The 22,265-nt window shown below is 66.2% G+C and carries 21 protein-coding genes; 8 read left to right on the plus strand and 13 right to left on the minus strand.

All coding sequences use genetic code 11. From position 1 onward, the window contains the following. Nucleotides 1-47: 47 nt before the first annotated feature. From RAM80_RS26400 to RAM80_RS26410, 3 genes are all read left to right on the plus strand, one after another. Entirely contained in the window at nt 48-2,435 is a 2,388-nt protein-coding gene (locus RAM80_RS26400; RefSeq protein ID WP_416423331.1) for a diguanylate cyclase, read from the plus strand. Nucleotides 2,436-2,506: 71 nt separating this feature from the next. Then, the gene (locus tag RAM80_RS26405) at nt 2,507-2,689 is read left to right on the plus strand and encodes a hypothetical protein (RefSeq protein WP_416423332.1); all 183 of its coding nucleotides are present in this window, start codon (nt 2,507-2,509) and stop codon (nt 2,687-2,689) included. Nucleotides 2,690-2,745: 56 nt separating this feature from the next. After that, nucleotides 2,746-3,369, plus strand: coding sequence for a LysE family translocator (locus RAM80_RS26410; protein WP_416423333.1), 624 nt, complete (start codon nt 2,746-2,748; stop codon nt 3,367-3,369). Nucleotides 3,370-3,385: 16 nt separating this feature from the next. On the opposite strand, the gene RAM80_RS26415 is transcribed toward RAM80_RS26410, so the two are convergent. From RAM80_RS26415 to ligD, 3 genes are all read right to left on the minus strand, one after another. Then, a complete protein-coding gene (locus RAM80_RS26415) occupies nt 3,386-3,673 on the minus strand; it encodes a helix-turn-helix domain-containing protein (RefSeq protein ID WP_416423334.1) in 288 nt (95 codons plus the stop codon). Continuing rightward, nucleotides 3,657-4,157, minus strand: a complete 501-nt coding sequence (locus RAM80_RS26420; protein ID WP_416423335.1) for a type II toxin-antitoxin system RelE/ParE family toxin — start codon at nt 4,155-4,157, stop codon at nt 3,657-3,659. The genes RAM80_RS26415 and RAM80_RS26420 overlap by 17 nt, the downstream gene beginning before the upstream one ends. A 93-nt stretch (nt 4,158-4,250) precedes the next feature. Next, on the minus strand, nt 4,251-5,873 hold the full coding sequence (ligD, locus tag RAM80_RS26425; protein ID WP_416423336.1) for a non-homologous end-joining DNA ligase: 1,623 nt from the start codon (nt 5,871-5,873) through the stop codon (nt 4,251-4,253). Nucleotides 5,874-6,220: 347 nt separating this feature from the next. On the opposite strand from ligD, the gene RAM80_RS26430 reads away from it, so the two are divergent. After that, complete coding sequence (locus RAM80_RS26430; RefSeq protein ID WP_416423337.1) at nt 6,221-6,481, plus strand: DUF1652 domain-containing protein; 261 nt, start codon at nt 6,221-6,223, stop codon at nt 6,479-6,481. A gap of 74 nt (nt 6,482-6,555) precedes the next feature. Here RAM80_RS26430 and RAM80_RS26435 read toward each other — a convergent pair whose 3' ends face one another. After that, nucleotides 6,556-6,963 carry a hypothetical protein gene (locus tag RAM80_RS26435; protein ID WP_416423338.1) on the minus strand — a complete coding sequence of 136 codons (408 nt, stop codon included), beginning with the start codon at nt 6,961-6,963 and terminating at the stop codon, nt 6,556-6,558. A 196-nt stretch (nt 6,964-7,159) separates the two neighbouring features. Here RAM80_RS26435 and RAM80_RS26440 point away from each other — a divergent pair, with 196 nt between their 5' ends. Both RAM80_RS26440 and RAM80_RS26445 read left to right on the plus strand, forming a co-directional pair. After that, nucleotides 7,160-7,555, plus strand: coding sequence for a RidA family protein (locus RAM80_RS26440; RefSeq protein WP_416423339.1), 396 nt, complete (start codon nt 7,160-7,162; stop codon nt 7,553-7,555). 31 nt (nt 7,556-7,586) lie between these two features. Beyond that, nucleotides 7,587-8,786 (plus strand): amino acid deaminase, encoded by a 1,200-nt coding sequence (locus RAM80_RS26445; RefSeq protein WP_416423340.1) that lies wholly within the window; start codon nt 7,587-7,589, stop codon nt 8,784-8,786. A gap of 69 nt (nt 8,787-8,855) precedes the next feature. Here RAM80_RS26445 and RAM80_RS26450 read toward each other — a convergent pair whose 3' ends face one another. Next, the gene (locus RAM80_RS26450) at nt 8,856-9,131 is read right to left on the minus strand and encodes a peptidylprolyl isomerase (protein WP_008369722.1); all 276 of its coding nucleotides are present in this window, start codon (nt 9,129-9,131) and stop codon (nt 8,856-8,858) included. Nucleotides 9,132-9,182: 51 nt separating this feature from the next. Further along, nucleotides 9,183-11,357, minus strand: a complete 2,175-nt coding sequence (locus RAM80_RS26455; protein ID WP_416423341.1) for a PAS domain-containing protein — start codon at nt 11,355-11,357, stop codon at nt 9,183-9,185. Between the two features lie 87 nt (nt 11,358-11,444). Between RAM80_RS26455 and RAM80_RS26460 the strand changes: the two genes are divergently transcribed. Then, nucleotides 11,445-12,599 (plus strand): PilT/PilU family type 4a pilus ATPase, encoded by a 1,155-nt coding sequence (locus RAM80_RS26460; protein ID WP_416423342.1) that lies wholly within the window; start codon nt 11,445-11,447, stop codon nt 12,597-12,599. 147 nt (nt 12,600-12,746) lie between these two features. Here the strand turns inward: RAM80_RS26460 and hbdH are convergent, their stop codons facing one another. From hbdH to RAM80_RS26495, 7 genes are all read right to left on the minus strand, one after another. Further along, nucleotides 12,747-13,517, minus strand: a complete 771-nt coding sequence (gene hbdH / locus RAM80_RS26465; protein WP_416423343.1) for a 3-hydroxybutyrate dehydrogenase — start codon at nt 13,515-13,517, stop codon at nt 12,747-12,749. 16 nt (nt 13,518-13,533) lie between these two features. Then, entirely contained in the window at nt 13,534-15,120 is a 1,587-nt protein-coding gene (locus RAM80_RS26470) for an ABC transporter ATP-binding protein (protein WP_416427567.1), read from the minus strand. Nucleotides 15,121-15,127: 7 nt separating this feature from the next. Next, nucleotides 15,128-16,150, minus strand: a complete 1,023-nt coding sequence (locus RAM80_RS26475) for an ABC transporter permease (protein ID WP_416423344.1) — start codon at nt 16,148-16,150, stop codon at nt 15,128-15,130. Further along, nucleotides 16,150-17,211, minus strand: a complete 1,062-nt coding sequence (locus RAM80_RS26480; RefSeq protein ID WP_416423345.1) for a microcin C ABC transporter permease YejB — start codon at nt 17,209-17,211, stop codon at nt 16,150-16,152. Before RAM80_RS26480 ends, RAM80_RS26475 begins: the two co-directional genes overlap by 1 nt. Then, nucleotides 17,211-19,058, minus strand: coding sequence for an extracellular solute-binding protein (locus tag RAM80_RS26485; RefSeq protein ID WP_416423346.1), 1,848 nt, complete (start codon nt 19,056-19,058; stop codon nt 17,211-17,213). Before RAM80_RS26485 ends, RAM80_RS26480 begins: the two co-directional genes overlap by 1 nt. 112 nt (nt 19,059-19,170) lie before the next feature. Beyond that, the gene (locus RAM80_RS26490; RefSeq protein ID WP_007952068.1) at nt 19,171-19,452 is read right to left on the minus strand and encodes a peptidylprolyl isomerase; all 282 of its coding nucleotides are present in this window, start codon (nt 19,450-19,452) and stop codon (nt 19,171-19,173) included. Between the two features lie 244 nt (nt 19,453-19,696). Then, nucleotides 19,697-20,785, minus strand: a complete 1,089-nt coding sequence (locus tag RAM80_RS26495; RefSeq protein WP_416423347.1) for a 3-deoxy-7-phosphoheptulonate synthase — start codon at nt 20,783-20,785, stop codon at nt 19,697-19,699. 725 nt (nt 20,786-21,510) lie between these two features. Between RAM80_RS26495 and RAM80_RS26500 the strand changes: the two genes are divergently transcribed. Then, the gene (locus RAM80_RS26500) at nt 21,511-22,263 is read left to right on the plus strand and encodes a carbon-nitrogen hydrolase family protein (RefSeq protein WP_416423348.1); all 753 of its coding nucleotides are present in this window, start codon (nt 21,511-21,513) and stop codon (nt 22,261-22,263) included. Nucleotides 22,264-22,265 lie beyond the last annotated feature (2 nt).

A 22,265-nucleotide genomic window follows, 5' to 3' on the forward strand; every position in this document is an offset into this window, starting at 1 on the left:
CCAAAGCCAAAGTGATACGAAGCACGCCGGCGTTGTGAGTTCCGCTTATGTCGTTGCATGCCGTTCGCCCGAAAATTCTTGGCTTTATCAGTGAGGATGCCTCCGCCTGGCTTATCGCCTCGCTGGCGCTGGCCGCTGGCGCCGTGGTCACCAGCCTGGTGGCCCTGGGCACCTCCGAGCTGTATCAGCGGCAGTTGCGGCAACGCTTCGAGCTGTTGGCCAACGAACGTTTCAGCCGCATCGAAGAGCGCTTCGAGGACCAGACCCAGCGCCTGGCTGGCCTGCGCCGTTTTTTCAGCTATTCCGACAACGTCAGCCGCCACGAATACGAAGGCTATGCCGGGCCGTTGCTGCTGCGCACTCAGGCCTATTCCTGGCTGCCGCGGGTGACCAACGCCCAGCGCGCCGCCTTCGAGCAGGCAGCCCGTGACGAGGGCATCGAGGACTTTGCCATCCGCGACCAGCGGCCGGACGGTTCGCTGGTGCCAGCCGCCACGCGTGACGAGTACTATCCGGTGTTCTTCACCCAGTCGCAGACACGGCTGAAACTGCCCCTGGGCTTTGACGTGAACTCCCAGCCCTCGCGGCATGAGACCCTGCAGCGCGCCCTGAAGACCGGCGACCTGGCCGTCACCCCGCCGGTCAATCTGGTGGGCGTGGCCCTGCGCAACAGCCGCGGGGTGCTGATGGTGGCGCCCGTGCCGGGCAAGGATGGCGGGCCGCCGCTGGGCTTCGTGTCGGCGGTCATCAGCCTCGGCCAGTTGATGGGCGACGGCTTGCCGGCGCAGAACGACGACAACCTGCACGTGCGCATCCTCGACCTGTCCACGGCGGGCGAGCATGAAGTGCTGTACGAGTCCAGCAACCCGGCGCCGCCCGAGGGCCTGACCGCCACGCACCTGTTACGCCTGGCCGACCGCGACTACCAGCTGGACATCAGCCCCAGCCCGCTGTTCGCCGAGGCCAATCACACCTCGCCGCTGAACGTGGTGGTGACCCTGGGTGCGCTGCTGACGCTGATGCTCAGCGCCTTGCTCTATAGCCTGGTCAGCCAGCGCCAGCGGGCCTTGAAGCTGGTAGAGCAGCGCACCTCGCAGCTGCGCAGCAGCGAGCAGGCCCTGCGCATCACCCACAACCAGCTGAGCAGCGTGCTCAACGCCGCGACCCAGGTGGCGATCATTGCCACCGACCTCAATGGCCTGATCACCATCTTCAACGCCGGCGCCGAACGCATGCTGGGCTACCGCAGCGAGGAAGCGGTGGGGCACCTGACCCTGCAGAACCTGCACCTGAGTGAAGAGCTGGTGGCGCGCGCCTGCACCCTGCGCGCCTATTACGAGCGCGACATCCCCCTGGCCCAGGCGATGCTGGTGGAGACCCCCGGCGACGGCGGCGACCAGGCCCGCGAGTGGACCCTGGTGCGCCGCGACGGCAGCCGGATGCCGGTGAACATGCTGGCCACCACGGTGCTCGACGAGAAAGACCAGTGGGTGGGGCACCTGGCCGTGTGCATCGACATCACCGAGCGCAAGCGCGTGCACGAGGCCCTGGCCGCCCGCGACCAGCTGCTGCGCAAGCTCAGCGCCGAGGTACCGGGGGGCATCTATCAGTTCCGCCTCGACCCGGACGGCCGCACCAGCTTCAGCTGGGCCAGCGACGGCATCCGCGACATCTACGAGATGGAGCCCAGCGCCCTGCGCGAGGACGGCCGGCTGGTGATGCAGCGCATCCACCCCGACGACGCCGAGCGGGTGCTGGAGTCGATCCGCTATTCCGCCGAGCACCAGACGCCATGGCGCGAGGAGTACCGCGTGCAGCTGCCGCGCCAGGGCCTGCGCTGGGTGCGCGGCGAGGCCACGCCGGAGCCGACGCCGGGCGGCGGCACCCTGTGGCATGGCTACCTCACGGACATCTCCGACCTCAAGCGGGTGGAGGAAGAACTGCGCGCCCTGTCGGTGACCGACGTGCTCACCGGCATCCACAACCGCCGCTACTTCCAGGAGCGCCTCAAGGTCGAACTGGACCGCGCCGAGCGCGATCATCTGCACTTGTCGGTGATCATGCTCGACATCGATCACTTCAAGCGCATCAACGACCATTACGGCCACGCCGTGGGCGACCGGGTGCTCAAGAACATCTGCGAGAAAATCAGCCATCGCCTGCGCCGCACCGACGTCTTCTGCCGCCTGGGCGGCGAGGAATTCATGGTGCTGTGCCCCGGCAGCAACGGCGAGCAGGCCCACGCCTTGGCCCTGGAGCTGTGGCAGGGCCTGCGCCACACTCCGGTGGATGGCGTGGGCGTCGTCACCGCCAGCTTCGGCGTGGCCAGCTGGCGCCGCGGCGAGGGCGCCGATGCCTTGCTGCTGCGCGCCGATTCCGGCGTGTACGCGGCCAAGCAGGGTGGCAGGGACCGGGTGGAGCCGGAACTGGCGTGAGCGCGCCAGCAGGCAACTCCTGGCGCGGATGGCGATCACAATAAAACCAGCCCCGCGCGTACAGGTGTCCCATGACCTCCGACCCCCTCGACCGCTCCAGCAACCCCTTGGCTCCCGACCCGGTACCGCCCGATGCGCGCCCGGGCGATGAAAACCTGCCGCCCATTCCCCTGGACAAGGACCCGGAACTGGACCCGGACAAGGTCCGCACCGAGACCGACGACGGTGAAATGAGCCCCGACGACCCTCGTTGAGCCAGCCCGACAGGCGGTGCTAAGCTGCCAGGCCGTCTTGCCTGGAGCGTCATGCCGTGAACCTTGCGACCCTGCTGCTGTTCGTGCCCGCCTGCTTTGCCTTGAACATGGCCCCGGGGCCGAACAACCTGCTGTCCCTGAACAACGCCAGCCGCCACGGCTTCGCCACCTCGTGCCTGGCGGGCGCCGGGCGGCTGCTGGCCTTCGCCGGTATGATCGCCCTGGCGGCCATGGGCCTGGCAGTGGTACTGCATGCGTCGGAACGGCTGTTCCTGATGGTCAAGGTGGCCGGTGCGCTGTACCTGTTCTACCTCGCCGTGCAGCTGTGGCGCGCCCCGGTGGACGGCCAGGCGCCGGGCGGGCCGGGCAGCCGCGGCCTGTTCAAACTGGCGGGGCAGGAGTTCTGGGTGGCGGCGGGCAACCCCAAGGCCATCCTCATCTTCACCGCCTTCCTGCCGCAGTTCGTCTCGGTCGACGGCCCCACCTCGGTGGGCCAGCAGTTCTTCTGGCTGGGGGCCATGTTCCTGTTGCTGGAATGGCTGGCCATCGCCATCTACGCCTGGCTGGGCAGCCACCTGCAGCGCTGGTTCAGCCAGCCGCGGCCACGGCGGGTGTTCAACCGCGCGAGCGCGGTGTTGTTGAGTTGCGCGGGGGTGGGGCTGTTGGCGGCGCGGCGTTGACGCGCAGATAGGGCGCTCAGACGAAATGCACTTCAATCCTCTTGCCCAGCGCGGCGGCGTACTTGCGCAAGGTGTCCAGGCTGGGGGAGTGCTTGCCGGACGCCAGTGCCCGCTCCAGGCGCGCCACGGCGGGCGCCTTGGTGCCCATGCGCTCGGCCACCTGCGCCTGGGTCAGCCCTGCTTCCCGGCGCGCATTGAGCATCTCGTCCAGCAGGGCAAATTCCTCGCGGTTCAGCCGTTCGTACTCGGCCAGCGCTTCGGGCTCCGCCAAGGCCTTGGCTTTAAGCTCAGCGTGAGTCAGCATTGTTCTTTACCTCTTTCATTCTGGTTTCGGCCAACCGTCTGTCTTTGACAGGCGTCTTGTCGGTCTTTTTCACGAAGCTGTGCAGGACCACGATTCGCTTGTTGACCAAGGTGCAGTAGAACGCCCTGGCAATGCCTTCAGCGGACTTCAGGCGCAGCTCGAACAACCCCTCGCCAAACGCCTTGCTGTGGGGTTCCCCGAGGTTGGGACCGTGAAGCTCCATGCGATCGGTCAAGGCAAAGTAGCGGCCACGCAAACCCGGCGGCAATGCAAGCACATCATCCTGAACGCTTTCATTGTAATAGGTTAGGGTATAAGTCATGGAGCGCAGAATAACAAATATGTTATTTCTGTGCCAGGCAGGCAGATGAAGGTGGGCGCCCCCGGGTAGCCGGGGCGGCGCATCCCAGCCAAAAAAAAGACCAATGCCCTCGGGGTTGGGGATCTCCGGGCATTGGCCATTCAAGGGCAAACGTTGAGACATCCTGTCTCGACACCTGCACGATAGCCTGTGTGCTAACTATGAGCCAGCTAACAGTTAGTGAAACACCTTTTCAAACCACACAATAATCGGATCCTAATCATGGGGCGGCTCCACGCCCAGCTGCGTCCACATGCGCGTGGTCAGGCGTTGGCGGTTGTCATAGCCTTGCCACGGGTCGGTGGGCAGTTGTTCCAGGCGCTCGCCAATGTTGCCCACGTGCCAGTGACGCGCGCTTTCCAGGTTGGCCAGCTCGTGCCGGGCGATGGGCGTGGACACCGGCAGGCCGGGGCGGGCCCGTACCGAGTAGGCGGCCACGGTGCTGGCGCCGCGCTGGTTGCGCAGGTAATCGACGAAGATGCGCCCCGCCCGGTAGCGCGGCCCCTGGGTGGCGGTGAAGCGCTCGGGCAGTTGGGTCATGAGGTAGTGGGCGATGGCCTTGGCGAACCCCAGCACGCGGTTCCAGCGGGCGTGGCGGGCCAGTGGCACGATGATGTGCATGCCCTTGCCACCGCTGGTCTTGAGGTAGCTGCGCAAGCCCAGTTCATCGAGCAGCGCCTGGGTCTGGGCGGTGGCGTCCAGCACCATGCCCCAGGGCAGCGCCGGGTCGGGGTCGAGGTCCAGCACCAGGCGGTCGGGCAGGTCCAGGCGGTCGCTGGTGGCGCCCCAGGCGTGGAATTCCACGGCGCCGCGCTGCACGGCCTCGATCAGCGCCGGCAGGCGGTCGACCTGCATCAGCTGCGCGTGCCCGGGGTCGAGGGCGGGAGGTAGCAGGGTGATGTGCGGCAAGGCCAGGTGTTCGGTGTGGCGCTGCAGGAACAGGTCGCCCTCGACGCCGTGGGGCGCGCGCATCAGGGCCACCGGGCGTTGGCGCAACTGCGGCAGCAGCCAGGCGCCGATCCGCTGGTAAAAACGCGCCAGGTCGACACGGGCTGTCTGGCTGACGCGATCGAGTACGCGCTCGGGGTGGCTGATGGACACCCCGGCGACAGACTCGCGGTGGCCATCGCTGAAGTCATGGCTGGGTTCGTCCGTGTGGCGGGCCTGGCTTTCGGTCATCAGTGGCGCATGGCTGGCGTCGGTCACGCAGTCCAGCTTGATCCAGTCCAGGTTCCGCTCGCCGTCGCGGTACAGGCTGCCGCGGCGCTTGCCGATCACGCCTTCGTGGTTCAGGGTGCAGACGCCTTCGAGGATGTCCGGGGTGCTGGCGGTGAAGCTGTCGGAGAAGCGCAGCAGCGGATGCTTGGCGCTGCCCAGCAGCTTGCGCAGGCGCGCGCGGCGCTGCTCCAGCGGCTGCTCGCGCAGGTCCTCGCCGTTGTGGAACGGCAGGTCGAACAGGTAGTACTGCAGGTCCATGCAGCGGCCGGCCTCGAAGGCCTCCTGCAGGGCGAGGTAGTCGGCCACGCCCTCGGCGTTGGCCTGCACCAGCTTGCCGTCCAGCCAGCTCTCGTTGAGCTGCAGCGCAGCGATGGCCTGCGCCTGGTGCGGCAGCTCGGCGGTCCAGTCCAACCCCTCGCGGTTGAACAGGCGCACCTCGCCGCCGCTGATTCGGCTCATCAGCCGGTAGCCGTCATGCTTGATCTCGAACAACCATTCGCCTTCGGGCGGCTGCTCGACGCGGGTGGCCCGTTGCGGCGCCAGGTGGGGCGGGATGGGAGCTGGCTCTGAGGGGGTGTCGGCAGGCGGGCTGCGACGATCTTCGCTCAACGGCTTGGCCATGATGTGTACTTCCTGGGCTGAACCTCTGGGATCTGACGTCCTGTACGATATTTTCAGCTGACCATGGCGAGGGCGGTTAAGTTTCAGCGCAGGGAAGGTGTGCAAATTGCAGGGGCTGCGACCTGTAACGTGGCATTTTGCATGATGGCTTTTTGATTTCTAGCGGGTATGTCGTTGATTTTCAACGATACGCTTGGCGGCGGTGGCCGGGCATGGAAGCTGCACAAGAAAAGTGCAGGATCCCTGCCATCAGACCGGTGGTGCAGCGCGCAATCAAATAGCCATCTAGGCTGCACGAAGCCGCTGAAAAATCACGGACGCAACCGATAAGAAATGGAGCTTTTGCCATGTTGTCCACCCTTGAACTGCGCAACATCATTGAATCAAGTTTTCTGCCCCAGCGTTGCCAATGCACCTTGGCCCAGGACCAGTCCCTGACGGTGCGAGTGTTTGATCGAACATCGGACCGGGTGGACCTCACCGTCACCGGCATCAGCGCGCAGCAGCTCAACAGCAGCCGGGCGATCTCGAACCTGATCGCCGGCCTGCGCGCCGACCTGGCGCACCGCCACCTGAACCAGGTGCGACGGGTGAACGACAGCCTCTGATTGGTTCAACTGCGCGTAAAAAAACCGGCTGCTCCCTTTCGGGCGCGCCGGTTTTTTTGTGCCTTGTCGAGGTATCAGCGCGACGCTTGCATCTGCCGCAGGATGGCGCGCTCGCCATTGCCCACGCTGACGAACGCCAGGCCCAGGCCCAGCTCGGCGAACACCGAAATCAGGATGCCGGGGCCGGCATGGCCGCTGAGCCAGTCGAATAACCCCAACAGTGCCATGGCCAGGCAGCCCACCATGAACCCGCGCACCATGGCAGCCCGCGCCGGCGACGGCGGGCAACCGCGCACGCAGAAAAACATCACGCCCACGCCCAGCAGCAGCGCGGCAATGCGCCTGCCCAGCAAGGCGGCGGCTTCGCTGTGAGGGATGTCCCAGAAGGCGAGCAGGCGTTCGGCGGAGGTACCCCAGATCAGGGCGAGGGCGAAACACAGGAAGGCACAAAAGAGGGCGAGGCGACGGAAAGTCAGCGGCATTTCTAGTCCTTGAAAAAATCATGCGTCCAGCGCAAACGCTGATAGTAGCGCGGTCGCGGCCTTGCGCGCATGTGAATTTGGTATCGGATTTTCAAACCCTGTCGCAAAGTTGTCGTCGATGGCGGGCGGGGCGGCTGGCACAATGGCGGTGCATATTACCCATCATTGCGTTCAGCGCGAGAGCACAGGAGTCCTCATGTCCATTACTCGTCATGGCACCGGCAGCACAGGTGCCGGTGGTCAGCCGCTGCCCTTCGCACGGGCGGTGGAGGCCGATGGCTGGCTGTATGTATCGGGCCAGGTGGCCATGGAAAACGGCGAGATCATCGACGGCGGCATCGTCGCGCAAACCCACAAGACCCTGCAGAATCTCGTCGCCATCCTCCACGAGGCGGGCTACGGCCTGGAGCACGTGGTGCGCACCGGCGTGTGGCTGGACGATGCGCGCGACTTCTGGAGCTTCAACAAGGTCTTCGCCGAATACTTCCCGCCGCACCTGGCGCCTGCGAGGGCGTGCGTGCAATCGAGCATGGTGGTGGACTGCAAGGTCGAAATCGACTGCGTGGCCTACAAAGCCAAACCCCGAGCATGATCGCGCGCGTTGCCGCCCCTGGAGATACGTTATGCAAGTAGTGGAGAAGGGCGCCGCGGTACCGGGCGACAACCTGTTGATCGACGTCAGCCTGCCAGCCCTGGTGCTGCACGGCGAAGCGCTGGAACACAACATTCGCTGGATGCAGGCGTTCGCCAGCGCCAGCGGCGCGCAGCTGGCGCCCCACGGCAAGACCAGCATGGCCCCGGCGCTGTTCGCCCGGCAGCTGCAGCGCGGCGCCTGGGGCATCACCCTGGCCACCGCGGTGCAAACCTGCGCGGCCTATGCGGCCGGTGTTCGCCGGGTGCTGATGGCCAACCAGCTGGTGGGCGCGGCGAACATGCGCCTGGTCGCCGACCTGCTGCTGGACCCCAGCTTCGACTTCCACTGCCTGGTGGACCACCCGGACCAGGTGCTGGCCCTGGGTGAATACTTCGCCGAACGCGGCCAGCACCTCAACGTGATGATCGAGTACGGCGTGGCCGGCGGCCGTTGCGGTTGCCGCAGCGAGGCCGAGGTCAAGGCGCTGGCCGCCGCCATCGCTGCCCAGCCGGCCTTGCGCCTCACCGGCATCGAAGGCTACGAGGGGGTGATCCACGGCGAGCAGGAAATTGCCGCTATCCGCGCCTTCGCCGCCTCGCTGGTCAGCCTGGCGGTCGAGTTGCAGGGGCAGGGCGCCTTTGCGTTGCCGCAACCCATCGTCACCGCGTCCGGTTCGGCCTGGTATGACCTGATTGCCGAGGCTTTCGACGCCCACGCCGCCCGTGGGCGCTTCCTGGCCGTGCTGCGCCCGGGTAGCTACGTGGCCCATGACCATGGCATCTACAAGGTCGCCCAGGGCGGCGTGCTGGCTCGTCGTGCCGACCTGGGCGAGGGGCTGCGCCCGGCCATGGAGGTGTGGGCGCACGTGCAATCGGTGCCGGAACCGGGCTGTGCGATCGTGGCGCTGGGCAAGCGCGACGTCGCCCATGACGCCGGCATGCCGCAGCCGCTGCGGCGCTACCGGGCCGGGTTGCTGGGCGACACCGGCGATGACGTCAGTGCCTGCGAGGTCACCCGCATCATGGACCAGCACGCGTTCGTGAAGGTGGCGGCGGGGGTAGACCTGCGCATCGGCGACATCATCGCCTTCGGCACCTCGCACCCGTGCCTGACGTTCGACAAGTGGCGGGTAGGCTGCATCGTCGACGAACGCTTCAACGTGGTGGAAACCTTCACCACCCAGTTCTGACAACCCCGTAGCAGCTGCCGAAGGCTGCGTCCGGGCCGGGACGCGGCCTTTGGCCGCTGCTACGGGGGATCAGTCGCGGTAGAACACCTGCACCAGGTGGTAGCCGAACTTGCTCTTGATGGGGCCATGCACGGTGCGCAGCGGCTTCTTGAAGATAACCTGGTCGATGGCGCCCACCATCTGCCCCGGGCGCACTTCGCCCAGGTCGCCGCCGCGCTTGCCCGACGGGCAGGTGGAGAATTTCTTCGCCAGCACGTCGAAGGCTTCGCCCTTGGCGATGCGCTGCTTGAGTTGTTCGGCCTCTTCGGCGGTTTTCACCAGAATGTGGCGAGCTTGAGCTTTCATGACGCGGGGCCCTGTGAACGACGTTGAAAAAGCGCGCGATTATGCCGCAAATCAGCTGTCGGCGGCGGGTTGATTGATCATCTCGCGAATCTTGTTGGCCAGCAGGTCAATGGAGAACGGCTTGGTGACCATGTCCATGCCCTCGGCGAGGAAGCTGTGGCGCTCCGCGGCTTTTTCCGCATAGCCGGTCATGAACAGCACCTTGAGCCCCGGCCGATGCTGGCGCGCCATCTCCGCCAGCTGCCGGCCGTTGAGGCCGGGCAGGCCCACGTCGGTCACCAGCAGGTCAATGCGCAGGCTCGACTCCAGCAGCGGCAAGGCGGCCTTGGCGTCCGCCGCCGGGTGGGCGTGGTAGCCCAGTTCGTCCAACACGTTGAGCACCAGCATGCGCACCGCCGGGTCGTCCTCCACCACCATCACGCTTTCACCGTGCTGCGCCAGCGGCGCGCCCTGGGGCGCCAGCACCTTGGGCTTGGCCTCCTCCTGCTCGACGTGGCGCGGCAGGTACAGGCGCACGCAGGTGCCCTGGCCCGGTTCGCTGTGCAGGGTGACCAGGCCGCCCGACTGCTGGGCAAAGCCGTAGATCATCGACAGCCCCAGGCCGGTGCCCTGGCCGATGGGCTTGGTGGTGAAGAAGGGGTCGAAGGCCTTGGCCTGGATCGCCGGGGTCATGCCGGCGCCGTCGTCGCTGACGCTCAGCAGCACATACTGGCCGGGCTTCAGGGCTTCCAGTCCCGGCTCCTCGCCAGGCGCGGCCAGGCTCAGGTTGCTGGTCTCGATGCGCAGGGTGCCGCCGTCGGGCATGGCGTCGCGGGCATTGATCACCAGGTTGAGCAGGGCGTTTTCCAGCTGGTTGGCGTCGGTGTTCACCGGCCAGACATTGGGCGCCAGGCGGATCTTCAGCTGAATGTGTTCGCCCTTGGTGCGGCTGAACAGCTCCTCCAGCGAGTGCACCAGCTGGTTGGGGTCCAGGCGCTTGCGGTCCAGCGACTGGCGCCGGGAGAACGCCAGCAGCCGGTGGGTCAGGGCGGCGGCGCGATGGGCCGAGGTGATGGCGGCCTCGCTGAAGCGGCCGATCTCATCGGCGCGGCCAGCGGCGATATAGCGTTGCATCAGGTCGAGGCTGCCGATGATGCCGGTGAGCATATTGTTGAAGTCGTGGGCGATGCCGCCGGTCAGTTGCCCCACGGCTTCCATCTTCTGCGCGTGGCGCAGGGCTTCCTCGGCGCGCTCGCGCTCCTGCATCTCGGTGTGCAGGCGGCGGTTGGCCTCGGCCAGCGCCTCGGTGCGCTCGGCCACCCGTTCTTCCAGGGTTTCGTTGAGGCGCAGCAGGGTGCGTTCGGCCTCGCGGCGCTCGGTGATGTCGATGGAGGCGCCGACAAAGCGCACCGGCCGGCCATGGTGGTCGTTGTGGCTGCGGCCGCGGGCGTACACCCAGCGCACTTCGCCGTCGGGGCGCAGCAGCCGGTATTCGTTGGCGTATTCGCCGTCGCTGTGCACGCAGGCATTGATACTGCGCGCCACCATGCCGCGGTCGTCAGGGTGCACGCCCTTGAGGTACTCGCCGATAGGCATCTTGCCGGCCAGGCCCGGGTCCACGCCGTGCAACTGGGCGAAGCGCGCGTCAGCCTGGAACAGGTCCTCGCGGATGTCCCAGTCCCAGGTGCCGACGCCGTTGGTCGCCTCCAGCGCCAGCTGCAAGCGCTCTTCGGTGTCGAGCTGGGCCTTGGCGCTGGCTTCGGAGCGGCGTTGCAGCTCGGCGGTCACACGCCGGCGCTCGTTGGCTTCGATGGCGGTGACCAGGATGCCGGCCACCGTGCCGCTTTCATCGCGGATGGGGCTGTAGGTCAGGTCCAGCCACACCTGGGCAGGGCCGGCGTCGCGGGGCAGGGTAAAGCCCTGTTCCACGTAGGTGCGCACCTCGCCGGCCAGCACCGCGCGGTAGATGGGGTCGGTGAATTCCTTCAGCTGCGGCCAGATCAGGTCCACCGGCTGGCCAAACGCGCGGGGGTGGTTGCTGCCCGCCAGCAGGGCGAAACTGTCGTTGTACAGCTGGCACAGCTGCGGGCCCCACAGCAGCAACATGGGCATGGGCGAATGCACCACGATGTCCACCGCGGTGCGCAGGCTCTGCGGCCACTGCGCGGGCGCGGGCAGGGGGCTGTCGCGCCACGGCAGCTGTTCGATCAGTTCGACGATGGAGCTGCCGACGGGGGTGCCGCTCATGTGCGTTGTCCTTTGATTTGCATGGCGGGGTGTTCTACCGCCAAGCTATAGCTTACTTTTCTATTGTCGCCCTGTGGACCCTCGCATATGGAAATCCAAGCCCTGCTGAAAATCCTCGCCTCCCAGGACGGTTCCGATCTCTACCTGTCCACCGGGGCGCCGCCCTGCGCCAAGTTCAACGGCGTGCTCAAGCCACTGTCGGCGGAAGCGCTGAAACCCGGCGAAGTGGCGGCCATCGCCGCCGATATCATGGACGCCGAACAGCGCCAGGATTTCGAGCGTGACCTGGAGATGAACCTGGCCATGTCCATTCATGGCGTCGGACGCTTCCGGGTGAATATCTTCAAACAGCGCAACGAAGTGTCCATCGTCGCCCGTAACATCAAGCTCGACATTCCCCGTTTCGAAGACCTCAAGCTGCCGCCGGTGCTGCTCGAGACCATCATGCAGAAGCGCGGCCTGGTGCTGTTCGTCGGCGCCACCGGCTCGGGCAAGTCGACTTCCTTGGCGGCGCTGATCGACTATCGCAACCGCAACGCCAGCGGCCACATCATCACCATCGAAGACCCGGTGGAGTATGTGCACCGGCACAAGAAGTCGATCATCAACCAGCGCGAGGTGGGTGTCGACACCCGCAGCTTCCAGGCGGCCTTGAAGAACACCTTGCGCCAGGCGCCGGATGTCATCCTGATCGGCGAAATTCGCGACCGCGAGACCATGGAGCACGCCCTGGCGTTCGCCGATACCGGCCATCTGGCCATCTCGACGCTGCACGCCAACAACGCCAACCAGGCGCTCGACCGCATCATCAACTTCTTCCCCGAGGACCGTCGCCCGCAGTTGCTCAATGACCTGGGCAACAACCTGCAGGCGTTCGTCTCCCAGCGGCTGGTGAAGACCACCGACGGTAAGCGCCGGGCGGCCGTGGAGGTGATGCTGGGCACCGCCACCATCAAGGACCTGATTCACCGCAACGAGTTCGGCGAGCTCAAGGGCATCATGGAAAAATCGGTGAACCTGGGGATGAAGACGTTTGACCAGGCGCTGTACGAATTGGCCCTGGAGGGGGCGATCAGCGAGGAGGAAGCACTGAAGAACGCCGACTCGCAGAACAACCTGCGCCTGCGCCTCAAGCTGCACCGTGAAAACGGCCATGAGCCCAGCAGCGTGCCACTGCCGCCGGAGCCGGCGGCGGACGTGGACAGCGCTGACTGGAACCTGGTGGATGATGAGAACACCTGATCGGGCCCAGGACGCGGCCTGCGGCCGCTGCTACGCACATCCGTAGCAGCAACTGTCTTGTGGGAGCTGGCTTGCCAGCGAGCTTTTATGGCCCCAACAGCTCGCTGGCAAGCCAGCTCCCACAGGATGTAGCGGCCGCAGGCCGCGTCATTGCGCCAACCACCCGCCATCCATGTTCCACGCCGCGCCACGCACCTGGCTGCCGGCCTCACTACACAGGAACAGCACCAGCTCGCCCAACTGCTCGGGGGTGACAAATTCCAGTGACGGCTGTTTCTCCGCCAGCAGGTCCTCGCGCGCCTGTTGCGGGTCCACGCCCTTGGCCGCGCGGTCGTCGATCTGCTTCTGCACCAGCGGCGTCAGCACCCAGCCGGGGCAGATGGCGTTGCAAGTCACCTGGGTGCGCGCGGTTTCCAGGCCCACCACCTTGGTCAGGCCGATTACCCCGTGCTTGGCCGCCACGTAGGCGGCCTTGCCGGTTGAGCCCACCAGCCCGTGCACCGAGGCGATGTTGATGATGCGCCCCCAGCCGCGCTCGCGCATGGCGGGTAGCGCCAGGCGCGCGGCGTGGAACACCGAGGACAGGTTGATGGCGATGATCGCGTCCCAGCGCTCCACCGGGAAGTCTTCCACCGCAGCCACATGCTGGATGCCGGCGTTGTTGACCAGAATGTCGACGCCGCCGAATTCGGCCTGGGCGTAGGCGAACATCGCCTCGATCTGCGCCGGCTGGCTGACGTCCGCCGGGTGGTGGCCAACCTTCGTCCCGTGGCGGGCCAGTTCGGCCAGCACCGCCTGGGCGTCGCCGAAGCCGTTGAGTATCACGTTGGCGCCAGCGGCGGCCAGGCTGTGGGCAATGCCCAGGCCGATGCCGCTGGTGGAACCGGTGACCAATGCCGTCTTGCCATTCAGGGTCATGCCTATGCCTCCAGGGTCAGTGCGGCTCGGCCTGCACGTGGGCGGCCAGCAGCAGTTCGCGGGTATAAGGATGTTGCGGGGCTTCGAACAGGTCGTGGCTGGCGCCGCGCTCCACCACCTGGCCGTCCTTGACCACGATCACGTCGTGGGCCAGGGCCTTGATCACCGCCAGGTCGTGGCTGATGAACAGGTACGTCAGGCCATGGTTGTCCTGCAACTGGCGCAGCAGGGCGACGATCTGCTTCTGCACGGTGCGGTCCAGCGCCGAGGTGGGTTCGTCCAGCAGGATCAGGTCGGGCTTGAGCACCAGCGCCCGGGCAATGGCGATGCGCTGGCGCTGGCCACCGGAAAACTCGTGGGGGTAGCGGTGGCGGCTGGCCGGGTCCAGGCCCACTTCCTCCAGCACCTTGATCACCCGTTCCTCGCGGTTTTCGGCGTCGCACTCGACGTGCACTTCCAGGCCTTCGCTGATGATCTGCTGCACCGACATGCGCGGGCTGAGGCTGCCGAAAGGGTCCTGGAACACCACCTGCATGCGCTTGCGCCACGGCAGCATCTGCTTGGGGGTCAGGCCCTCCAACGGCTGGCCGTCGAAGCGGATGCCACCTTGGGAATCGAGCAGGCGCAGGATGGCCTGGCCGAGGGTGGATTTGCCCGAGCCGGACTCGCCGACGATGCCCAGGGTCTTGCCCTTCTGCAGGCTCAGGCTGATGCCGTCCACCGCCTTGACGTAATGGGGCTTGCGCAGGAAGCCGCCACTGGTGGCGTACCACACCCGCAGGTTGTCGACGTCCAGCAGCGGCGGGCGTTCGTGGCGCGGCAGCGGCTCGCCGGCCGGTTCGGCGTTCATCAGGATGCAGCTGTAGGGGTGTTTGGGCGTGCAGAACAGGGTTTCGGTGTCGGCCTGCTCGACGATCTCGCCGGCGCGCATCACGCACACCCGCTGGGCAATGCTGCGCACCAGGTTGAGGTCGTGGCTGATCAGCAGCAGCGACATGCCCAGGCGCTGCTGCAGTGATTTGAGCAGCACCAGGATGCGCCGCTGCACGGTCACGTCGAGGGCGGTGGTGGGTTCGTCGGCAATCAGCAGGTCGGGCTCGCAGGCCAGGGCCATGGCGATCATCACCCGCTGCCGCTGGCCGCCGGACAGTTGGTGCGGGTAGGCCTTGAGGCGCTTTTCCGGCTGCTGGATGGCCACCAGTTGCAACAACTCCAGGGTGCGCGCCTGGGCGGCCTTGCCGGTCAGGCCGCGGTGCACTAGCAAGGTTTCGCCGATCTGCTTTTCCACCGTGTGCAACGGGTTCAGCGAGGTCATGGGCTCCTGGAAAATCATCGCCACGCGGTTGCCGCGGATCTCCCGCAACACGTTGGCCGGGGCGCCCAGCAGCTCGGTGCCGCGGTAGCGGATGCTGCCCTGGGTGTGGCTGCCGGTCTGCGGCAGCAGCTGCAGAATCGAGTGGGCGGTCACCGACTTGCCCGAGCCCGACTCGCCCACCAGCGCCAGGCACTCGCCGGGGCGGATGTCCAGGTTCAGCTCACGCACTACGGTGTGGTCGTTGAAGGCCACGCTCAGGTTGCGTATTTCGATCAGGTTTTCGCTCATGCTGGCCTCAGGCGCGGGGGTCGAAGGCATCACGCAATGCCTCGCCGATGAACACCAGCAGCGACAGCACCAGTGCCAGGGTAAAGAAGGCCGTGAAACCCAGCCACGGCGCCTGTAGGTTGTCCTTGCCCTGGGCGATCAGTTCGCCCAGCGAAGCACTGCCCGCCGGCATGCCGAAGCCCAGGAAGTCCAGGGCGGTGAGGGTGGAAATGGCCCCGGTGAGAATGAACGGCAGGTAGCTGAGGGTGGCGTTCATGGCGTTGGGCAGGATGTGCCGGCGGATGATCTTGCCGTCGTTGAGGCCCAGCGCCCGCGCCGCCTTGACGTACTCCAGGTTGCGCCCGCGCAGGAACTCGGCGCGCACCACATCCACCAGGGCCAGCCAGGAAAATAGCGCCATGATGCCCAGCAGCCACCAGAAGTTGGGCTCGACGAAACCGGAGAGGATGATCAGCAGGTACAGCACCGGCAGCCCCGACCATACCTCCAGCAGGCGCTGGCCGAACAGGTCCACCCAGCCGCCGTAATAGCCTTGCAGGGCACCGGCGAGGATGCCGATCAGCGAGCTGATCACGGTCAGCGCAATGGCGAACAGGATCGATACCCGCGCGCCGTAGATCACCCGCGCCAGCACGTCGCGGCCCTGGTCATCGGTGCCCAGCCAGTTGCTGGCGCTGGGCGGGCTGGGGGCCGGCTGGGTGAGGTCGTAGTTGGGGGTGTCGGCGCTGAACGGAATGGGCGCGAAGATCATTTCCCCGCCGGCGTCGGCGATCAGCTTGCGCACATAGTCGCTGCGGTAGTCGGGCTGGAACGGCAGCACGCCGCCGAACTCGGTTTCGGTGTAGCGCTTGAAGGCCGGGAAGTACCACTGGCCGTGGTAACTCAGGGCCAGTGGCTTGTCGTTGGCGATCAGCTCGCCGCCCAGGCTCAGGGCGAACAGGGCAATGAAGATCCACAGCGACCACCAGCCGCGGCGGTTCTTGCGGAAACGGTCGAGGCGCCGGCGCGAGACCGGGGACAGGCGTTTCATCAGGCGCTCCTCCCGGCAAAGTCGATGCGCGGGTCGACCAGGGTGTAGCACAGGTCGCCCACCAGTTTGATCAGCAGGCCGAACAGCGTGAAGATGAACAGGGTGCCGAACACCACCGGGTAGTCACGGGCCACGGCTGCTTCGTAGCTCAGGCGGCCGAGGCCGTCGAGGGAGAAGATCACTTCGATCAGCAGGGAACCGGCGAAGAACACGCTGATAAACGCCTGGGGCAGGCCGGCCACCACCAGCAGGATCGCGTTGCGGAACACGTGCCCGTACAGCACCCGGCGCTCGCTGACCCCCTTGGCGCGGGCGGTGACCACGTACTGGCGGGTGATTTCGTTGAGGAACGAATTCTTGGTAAGGATGGTGAGCGTGGCGAAGCCGCCGATTACCAGTGAGGTCACCGGCAGCACCAGGTGCCAGAAATAGTCGGCGACCTTGCCCAGGGTGGACAGCTGGTCGAAGTTTTCCGACACCAGGCCGCGCACCGGGAACCAGTTCAGCTCGGTGCCGCCGGCGAACAGCACAATCAGCAGCATGGCGAACAGGAACGCCGGCATGGCGTAGCCGATGATGATGGCGGTGCTGCTCCAGATATCGAAGTGGCTGCCGTGGTGCACCGCCTTGCGGATACCCAGCGGGATCGACACCAGGTAGGTGATCAGCGTGGCCCAGAAGCCCAGGGACAGGGTCACCGGCATCTTGTCGAGGATCAGGTCGGTGACCTTGGCGCCGCGGAAGAAACTGTTGCCGAAGTTCAGCGTGGCGTAGTTCTTGATCATCAGCCACAGGCGCTCCGGTGCGGGCTTGTCGAAGCCGTACTGGTGCTCGATGTCCTTGATCAGTTTCGGGTCCAGGCCACGGCTGGCGCGCGACGCGCCCTGGGCCGAATCGCCGCCGCCACCGCCCACGGCCACGCCGCCCAGGCCCTGCAGGCGGGCGATGGCCTGCTCCACCGGGCCGCCGGGCGCCGCCTGGACGATGACGAAGTTGACCAGCAGGATAATCAGCAGCGTCGGCACGATCAGCAGCAGGCGCCGCAGGGTATAGGCCAGCATCAATGGGCCTCCTTGGCGCGCAGCTCGGCCATCTGCGCGTTGGTCAGCGGCGTGGGGCTGACCTGCCACCAGCTTTCCGGGGCCTCGTCATTGGGCGCCGGGTGCGCGGGAATGCCGAAGCGGTTCCACCACACGGTAGAGGTGCCTGGCGGGTAGTAGTTGGGAATCCAGTAGTAGTTCCACTGCAGCACCCGGTCCAGGGCGTGGGCGTATTCGGTCATGTCGGCCTTGGTCCTGGCATTGACCAGGCCTTTGATCAGCGTGTCGACCGCCGGGTCCTTGAGCACCATGTAGTTGCTGGAGCCCGAATCGGTGGCGCTGGCGGAGCCGAAGTAGTTGGACAGCTCCATGCCGGGGGAGGGCGACACCGGGTAGCCGGTGATGATCATGTCGTAGTCCCGGGCCATCAGCCGGTTGATGTACTGGGAAGAGTCGATGCGGCGGATCTGCAGGTCGATGCCGATCTGCGCCAGCGTGCGTTTCCACGGCAGGATGAGTTTTTCCAGGCCGGGCTGGCCATTGAGGAAGGTGAAGCTCAGCGGCTCGCCGGCGGCGTTCACCAGGCGGTCGCCGTCGGGCGTCCAGCCGGCGGCCTTCAACAGCGCCAGGGCTTGTAATTGCTTGTCACGAATAAAGCCGCTGCCGTCGGTGCGCGGGGCTTCGAACACCTGGGTGAAGACCTCGTCCGGCACCTGCCCGCGCAGGGGTTCGAGGATCTTCAGCTCGGCGGCGTCCGGCAGCTGCCGTGCTGCCAGCGGGCTGTTGGCGAAGAAGCTCTGCTGGCGGATGTACATGCTGCGCATCAGCTGGCGGTTGGTCCACTCGAAATCCCACAGCAGGGCCAGGGCCTGGCGCACGCGACGGTCCTTGAACACTGGCCGTTGCAGGTTGAACACGAAACCCTGGGCGGCCTGCAGGCTTTGCGGCGCCAGGTGCGCGCGTTGCAGGCGGCCGTCGTCCAGTGCCGCGCTGTTGTACTTGATGGTGTAGCCGGTGGCGGAAAACTCGCGGTTGTAGTCGAAGGCGCCGCCCAGCAACACCTGGCGCGCCACCTCGGTGTCGCCGAAGAACTCGATGCCGAACTGATCGAAGTTGTACAGCCCGCGGGTCACCGGCAGCTCCCGGGCCCACCAGTCCTTGTCGCGCTGGAAGGTGATGCTGCGGCCGTTGTCGACCTTGCCTACGGTGTAGGGGCCACTGCCGGGCGCGGCCTCGAAGCCACCGCCGTTGGCGAAGTCGTGGTCTTTCCACCAGTGCTCGGGCAGCACCGGCAGCGAGGCCAGGTCCAGGGGCAGGCTGCGGTTGTCGTTGGCGCTGAAGTCGAAGCGCACCTGGCGCGGCCCTTCGACCTCGACGTCTTTCACCTCGGCGAACTGGGTGCGAAAGCGCAGGCTGCCCTGGGTCATCAGCAGGTTGAAGGTGAACTTCACGTCGGCGGCGGTGATGGGCACGCCGTCGCTGAAGCGCGCCTGGGGGTTGATATAGAAGCGCAGCCACAGGCCGCTGTCGTCGCGTTCCATTTTCTCGGCGATCAGGCCGTACACCGTGTAGGCCTCGTCCAGCGAGCGCAGGGCCAGGGGTGCGTACAGCAGGCCGTCCACCTGGCTCACGCCGGTGCCCTTGTCTATATAAGGCAGCAGGTGGTCGAACTGGCCGATTTCCACGGCCGAGCGGCGCAGGCTGCCGCCCTTGGGGGCATCGGGGTTGACGTAGTCGAAGTGCTTGAAGCCGTCGGGGTACTTGGGCGGCTCGCCGTAGACGGTGAGGGCGTGCTGCGCGGCGGCAAGGGCGCAGGGGAGCATCAGCAACTGGGCGGTCAGCAGGAGAAGGGCGAAAACCGAGCGCATTGTCTGCCTTGTTCGAATGAGTGTGGGCGCGTGCTTACCCTATCATCAACCAAGGCACTGATCACAAACAAAACGGCCCGCACAAGGCGGGCCGTCAGCAGCGGGACAGGTATCAGTCCTGGCGGCTGGTGACTTCCAGCAGGTGGTAGCCGAACTGGGTCTTGACCGGGCCCTGCACCACGTTGATCGGGGCGCTGAACACCACGGTGTCGAATTCCTTGACCATCTGGCCTGGGCCGAACGAACCCAGGTCACCGCCCTGGCGGCTGGATGGGCAGGTGGAGTTGGCCTTGGCGACTTCGGCGAAATCGGCGCCGCCTTCGATTTGCGCTTTCAGTTCGTTGCACTTGGCTTCGGAGGAAACCAGGATGTGACGGGCAGTGGCTTTGGCCATGGGAAAGTACTCCAAAAAAACCTAAAGAAGGCAGCCTACCGCAATTTGCGCAAAAGCGCTGCCCCGGGGGCGATTATGTGGCGCCCCGGGACGCGGCCTGCGGCCGCTGCTACGGGACCGCATTACACGCGTAGCAGCAACTGTCTTGTGGGAGCTGGCTTGCCAGCGAGCTTTTAAGGCCCCAACAGCTCGCTGGCAAGCCAGCTCCCACAGGATGTAGCAGCTGCCGAAGGCTGCGTCCGCTTCAGCCGCGCAATTGGCGGGCGGCGTTGCGTAGCAGCGCCTCGGTGTCGTCCCAGCCCAGGCAGCCGTCGGTTACCGACACGCCGTAGCGCATGCCCGGGCCAATGGCCTGGCAGCCTTCGAACAGGTGGCTTTCGAGCATGGTCGCCACCAGCGAGCGGTCACCGGCCAGGCGCTGGCGCAGCACGTCGTTGAACACCTCGGGCTGGCGCAGCGGGTTCTTGCTGCTGTTGGCGTGGCTGCAGTCGACCATGATGCGCGCCGGGATGCCGGCCTTACCCAGGGCGCTGTGCACCTGAGCGACGCTGTCCTGGTCGTAGTTCGGCCCGCGGTGGCCGCCGCGCAGCACCAGGTGGGTGTCGGGGTTGCCGGCGGTCTCGATGATGGCCGGGTGGCCGTCGGCCGACACGCCGAAATGGCGGTGCGGGTGGGCAGCGCTGCGCATGGCGTCGCAGGCAATGGCGATGCCGCCATCGGTGCCGTTCTTGAAGCCCACGGGCATCTTCAGGCCGCTGGCCATCTCGCGGTGGATCTGCGATTCGGTGGTGCGGGCACCGATCGCCACCCAGCTCAGCAGGTCGTCCAGGTAGCCGGCGGCCATGGGCTGCAGCAGCTCGGTGGCCAGGGGCAGGCCCATGTGCAGCATTTCGCGCATCAGGTCGCGGGACAGCTTCAGGCCGCCGACCATGTCGTCGCTGCCGTCCATGCGCGGGTCGTACGCCAGGCCTTTCCAGCCGACCGTGGTGCGCGGTTTTTCAACGTAGGCGCGCATCACCAGCAGCAATTGGCCTTTCAGGTCGCTGCCCAGGGTGGCCAGGCGCTCGGCGTATTCCAGCGCGGCTTCGGGGTCGTGCAGCGAGCAGGGGCCGACCACCACCAGCATGCGTTCGTCGCGGCCTTCGAGAATGGCGCGGATCGCATTGCGGTGGCCGTTTACCTGGTGGGCCAGGTCGCGGCTCAGGGGCAGCTGTTGCTTGAGTTCGGTGGTGCTGGGCAGGCGTTGCAGGGCCGGGGCATTGGCGGCGGGGGCCAGGGGCTGGACGGCGGCGGTAGCGGTGGCGAGGGGCAGGGCGCTGATGGAGATGTTCATGTGTAATTTTTCCCTGGGCTGGCGGCGCAGTCTGCTGCGCTCGCTCAGCCCTATCGCGATGTTCGACTAATGACGTTTGTCTGTGTATGGCCACCCAGGCAGGACCGGTCGGAGGCGGCAAGCTGGCCCGAACGGAGGGTGGTAAATCGCCAGGCGGTGCAGTAGTCGTAGCGGTAATAGGTGGCGTAGTTCATTGCGGTAATCCTCTGTATCAAATTCGTGGAAGGCGGAAAAAACAAAACCCCCGGTCGGGAGGCCGACCGGGGGTTTTGGAGTTTCTCAAACCGGGCGACCTTGGGATCTGGCCGCCGGATATCTAGGTATCAGGCGCGCCAGTGGCTAAACCAATACCCATAGTAATAATCTGCAACAACGGCAGCGCACGCGCAGGCAACCGCTACCGGGCGACGAGCGCTGGCAGTGTGTTGAGCCTTGAGGTGAGCTGGGTGCGACATGAAATGTCTCCGTTTGAATGCGCCGAGCTTACTGCAGCGTGGCTAAATGTTTCAAGCACAATATTTTGTCCTTGCCGCGACGCCCTGCAACTCCGTAGCCGCTGCCGTAGGCTGCGCTGGCCCTATGCTTCGCTTGAGATGTTCAGGGTTCATGCTGGCCAGCGCAGCCTCCGGCAGCGGCTACGAGATAAGGGGTTGCCGTTGCAGGTGCGTTGGCGGAAATGTTGCGGCATGATGCAGGCCTTCTCGTCTCGCCAAAGGGAAGGACCCATGACCCGCCTGTGCATTGCCGCCGCCCAAGCCTGCGCCGTGGCTGGCGACCTCGCCGCCAACATCGCCCACCACCTGCGTTTCATGGACCTGGCCGCCGCCCACGGCGTGCAGTTCCTGTTGTTTCCCGAACTGTCCCTCACCGGCTACGAGCCGACGCTGGCTGCCGAGCTTGCGCTGGCGCCCGACGCGCCCGTGCTGCAACCCCTGCGCGACCGCGCACGCCAACTGGCGATGACCACCGTGGTCGGCCTGCCCCTGCGTGAAACCGGGCAAACAGGCGTGCAGGTGGGCGCGCTGGTATTGGGTGCCGATGGCCAGCAGGCGGTCTACACCAAGCAGCACTTGCACGGCGGTGAGGAGGCGTATTTCATCCCCGGCCATGGCGGTGCGCCGCTGCAACTGGGCGGCGAGCAGATTGCCCTGGCGGTGTGCGCGGACTTCGGCCAGGCCAGCCATCCACGCCTGGCACGCGAGGCCGGCGCCAGCCTGTACGCCGCCAGCGTGCTGATCGGCGAATCGGGCTACGCGGTCGATGGCGCCATCCTTCAGGGCTATGCTCAAACCCATGGCATGGCGGTGCTGGTGGCCAACCATGGTGGCGTCACCGGTGGCTGGCAGGCTGCCGGGCGCAGCGCGCTGTGGGACGCTTCCGGCTCACTTGTCGTCGAAGCCCAAGGCGCGGGCGACCAGTTGCTGCTGGCGCGCCTGGCCGCCAACGGTTGGCAGGGCAACGTGGTTCAGTTCACTTGAGG

Origin of the sequence: Pseudomonas sp. App30 (genome assembly GCF_047947025.1) — a bacterium.
In the GTDB taxonomy this organism is placed as follows: Bacteria; Pseudomonadota; Gammaproteobacteria; order Pseudomonadales; family Pseudomonadaceae; genus Aquipseudomonas.

Bases quoted from the DNA above. Each gene is read 5' to 3' on its own strand.
- RAM80_RS26400 (WP_416423331.1), top strand. From the start codon at position 48: ATGTCGTTGCATGCCGTTCGCCCGAAAATTCTTGGCTTTATCAGTGAG.
- RAM80_RS26405 (WP_416423332.1), top strand. From the start codon at position 2,507: ATGACCTCCGACCCCCTCGACCGCTCCAGCAACCCCTTGGCTCCCGAC.
- RAM80_RS26415 (WP_416423334.1), bottom strand. From the start codon at position 3,673: ATGCTGACTCACGCTGAGCTTAAAGCCAAGGCCTTGGCGGAGCCCGAA.
- RAM80_RS26420 (WP_416423335.1), bottom strand. From the start codon at position 4,157: ATGTCTCAACGTTTGCCCTTGAATGGCCAATGCCCGGAGATCCCCAAC.
- ligD (WP_416423336.1), bottom strand. From the start codon at position 5,873: ATGGCCAAGCCGTTGAGCGAAGATCGTCGCAGCCCGCCTGCCGACACC.
- RAM80_RS26430 (WP_416423337.1), top strand. From the start codon at position 6,221: ATGTTGTCCACCCTTGAACTGCGCAACATCATTGAATCAAGTTTTCTG.
- RAM80_RS26435 (WP_416423338.1), bottom strand. From the start codon at position 6,963: ATGCCGCTGACTTTCCGTCGCCTCGCCCTCTTTTGTGCCTTCCTGTGT.
- RAM80_RS26440 (WP_416423339.1), top strand. From the start codon at position 7,160: ATGTCCATTACTCGTCATGGCACCGGCAGCACAGGTGCCGGTGGTCAG.
- RAM80_RS26445 (WP_416423340.1), top strand. From the start codon at position 7,587: ATGCAAGTAGTGGAGAAGGGCGCCGCGGTACCGGGCGACAACCTGTTG.
- RAM80_RS26450 (WP_008369722.1), bottom strand. From the start codon at position 9,131: ATGAAAGCTCAAGCTCGCCACATTCTGGTGAAAACCGCCGAAGAGGCC.
- RAM80_RS26455 (WP_416423341.1), bottom strand. From the start codon at position 11,357: ATGAGCGGCACCCCCGTCGGCAGCTCCATCGTCGAACTGATCGAACAG.
- RAM80_RS26460 (WP_416423342.1), top strand. From the start codon at position 11,445: ATGGAAATCCAAGCCCTGCTGAAAATCCTCGCCTCCCAGGACGGTTCC.
- hbdH (WP_416423343.1), bottom strand. From the start codon at position 13,517: ATGACCCTGAATGGCAAGACGGCATTGGTCACCGGTTCCACCAGCGGC.
- RAM80_RS26470 (WP_416427567.1), bottom strand. From the start codon at position 15,120: ATGAGCGAAAACCTGATCGAAATACGCAACCTGAGCGTGGCCTTCAAC.
- RAM80_RS26475 (WP_416423344.1), bottom strand. From the start codon at position 16,150: ATGAAACGCCTGTCCCCGGTCTCGCGCCGGCGCCTCGACCGTTTCCGC.
- RAM80_RS26480 (WP_416423345.1), bottom strand. From the start codon at position 17,211: ATGCTGGCCTATACCCTGCGGCGCCTGCTGCTGATCGTGCCGACGCTG.
- RAM80_RS26485 (WP_416423346.1), bottom strand. From the start codon at position 19,058: ATGCGCTCGGTTTTCGCCCTTCTCCTGCTGACCGCCCAGTTGCTGATG.
- RAM80_RS26490 (WP_007952068.1), bottom strand. From the start codon at position 19,452: ATGGCCAAAGCCACTGCCCGTCACATCCTGGTTTCCTCCGAAGCCAAG.
- RAM80_RS26495 (WP_416423347.1), bottom strand. From the start codon at position 20,785: ATGAACATCTCCATCAGCGCCCTGCCCCTCGCCACCGCTACCGCCGCC.
- RAM80_RS26500 (WP_416423348.1), top strand. From the start codon at position 21,511: ATGACCCGCCTGTGCATTGCCGCCGCCCAAGCCTGCGCCGTGGCTGGC.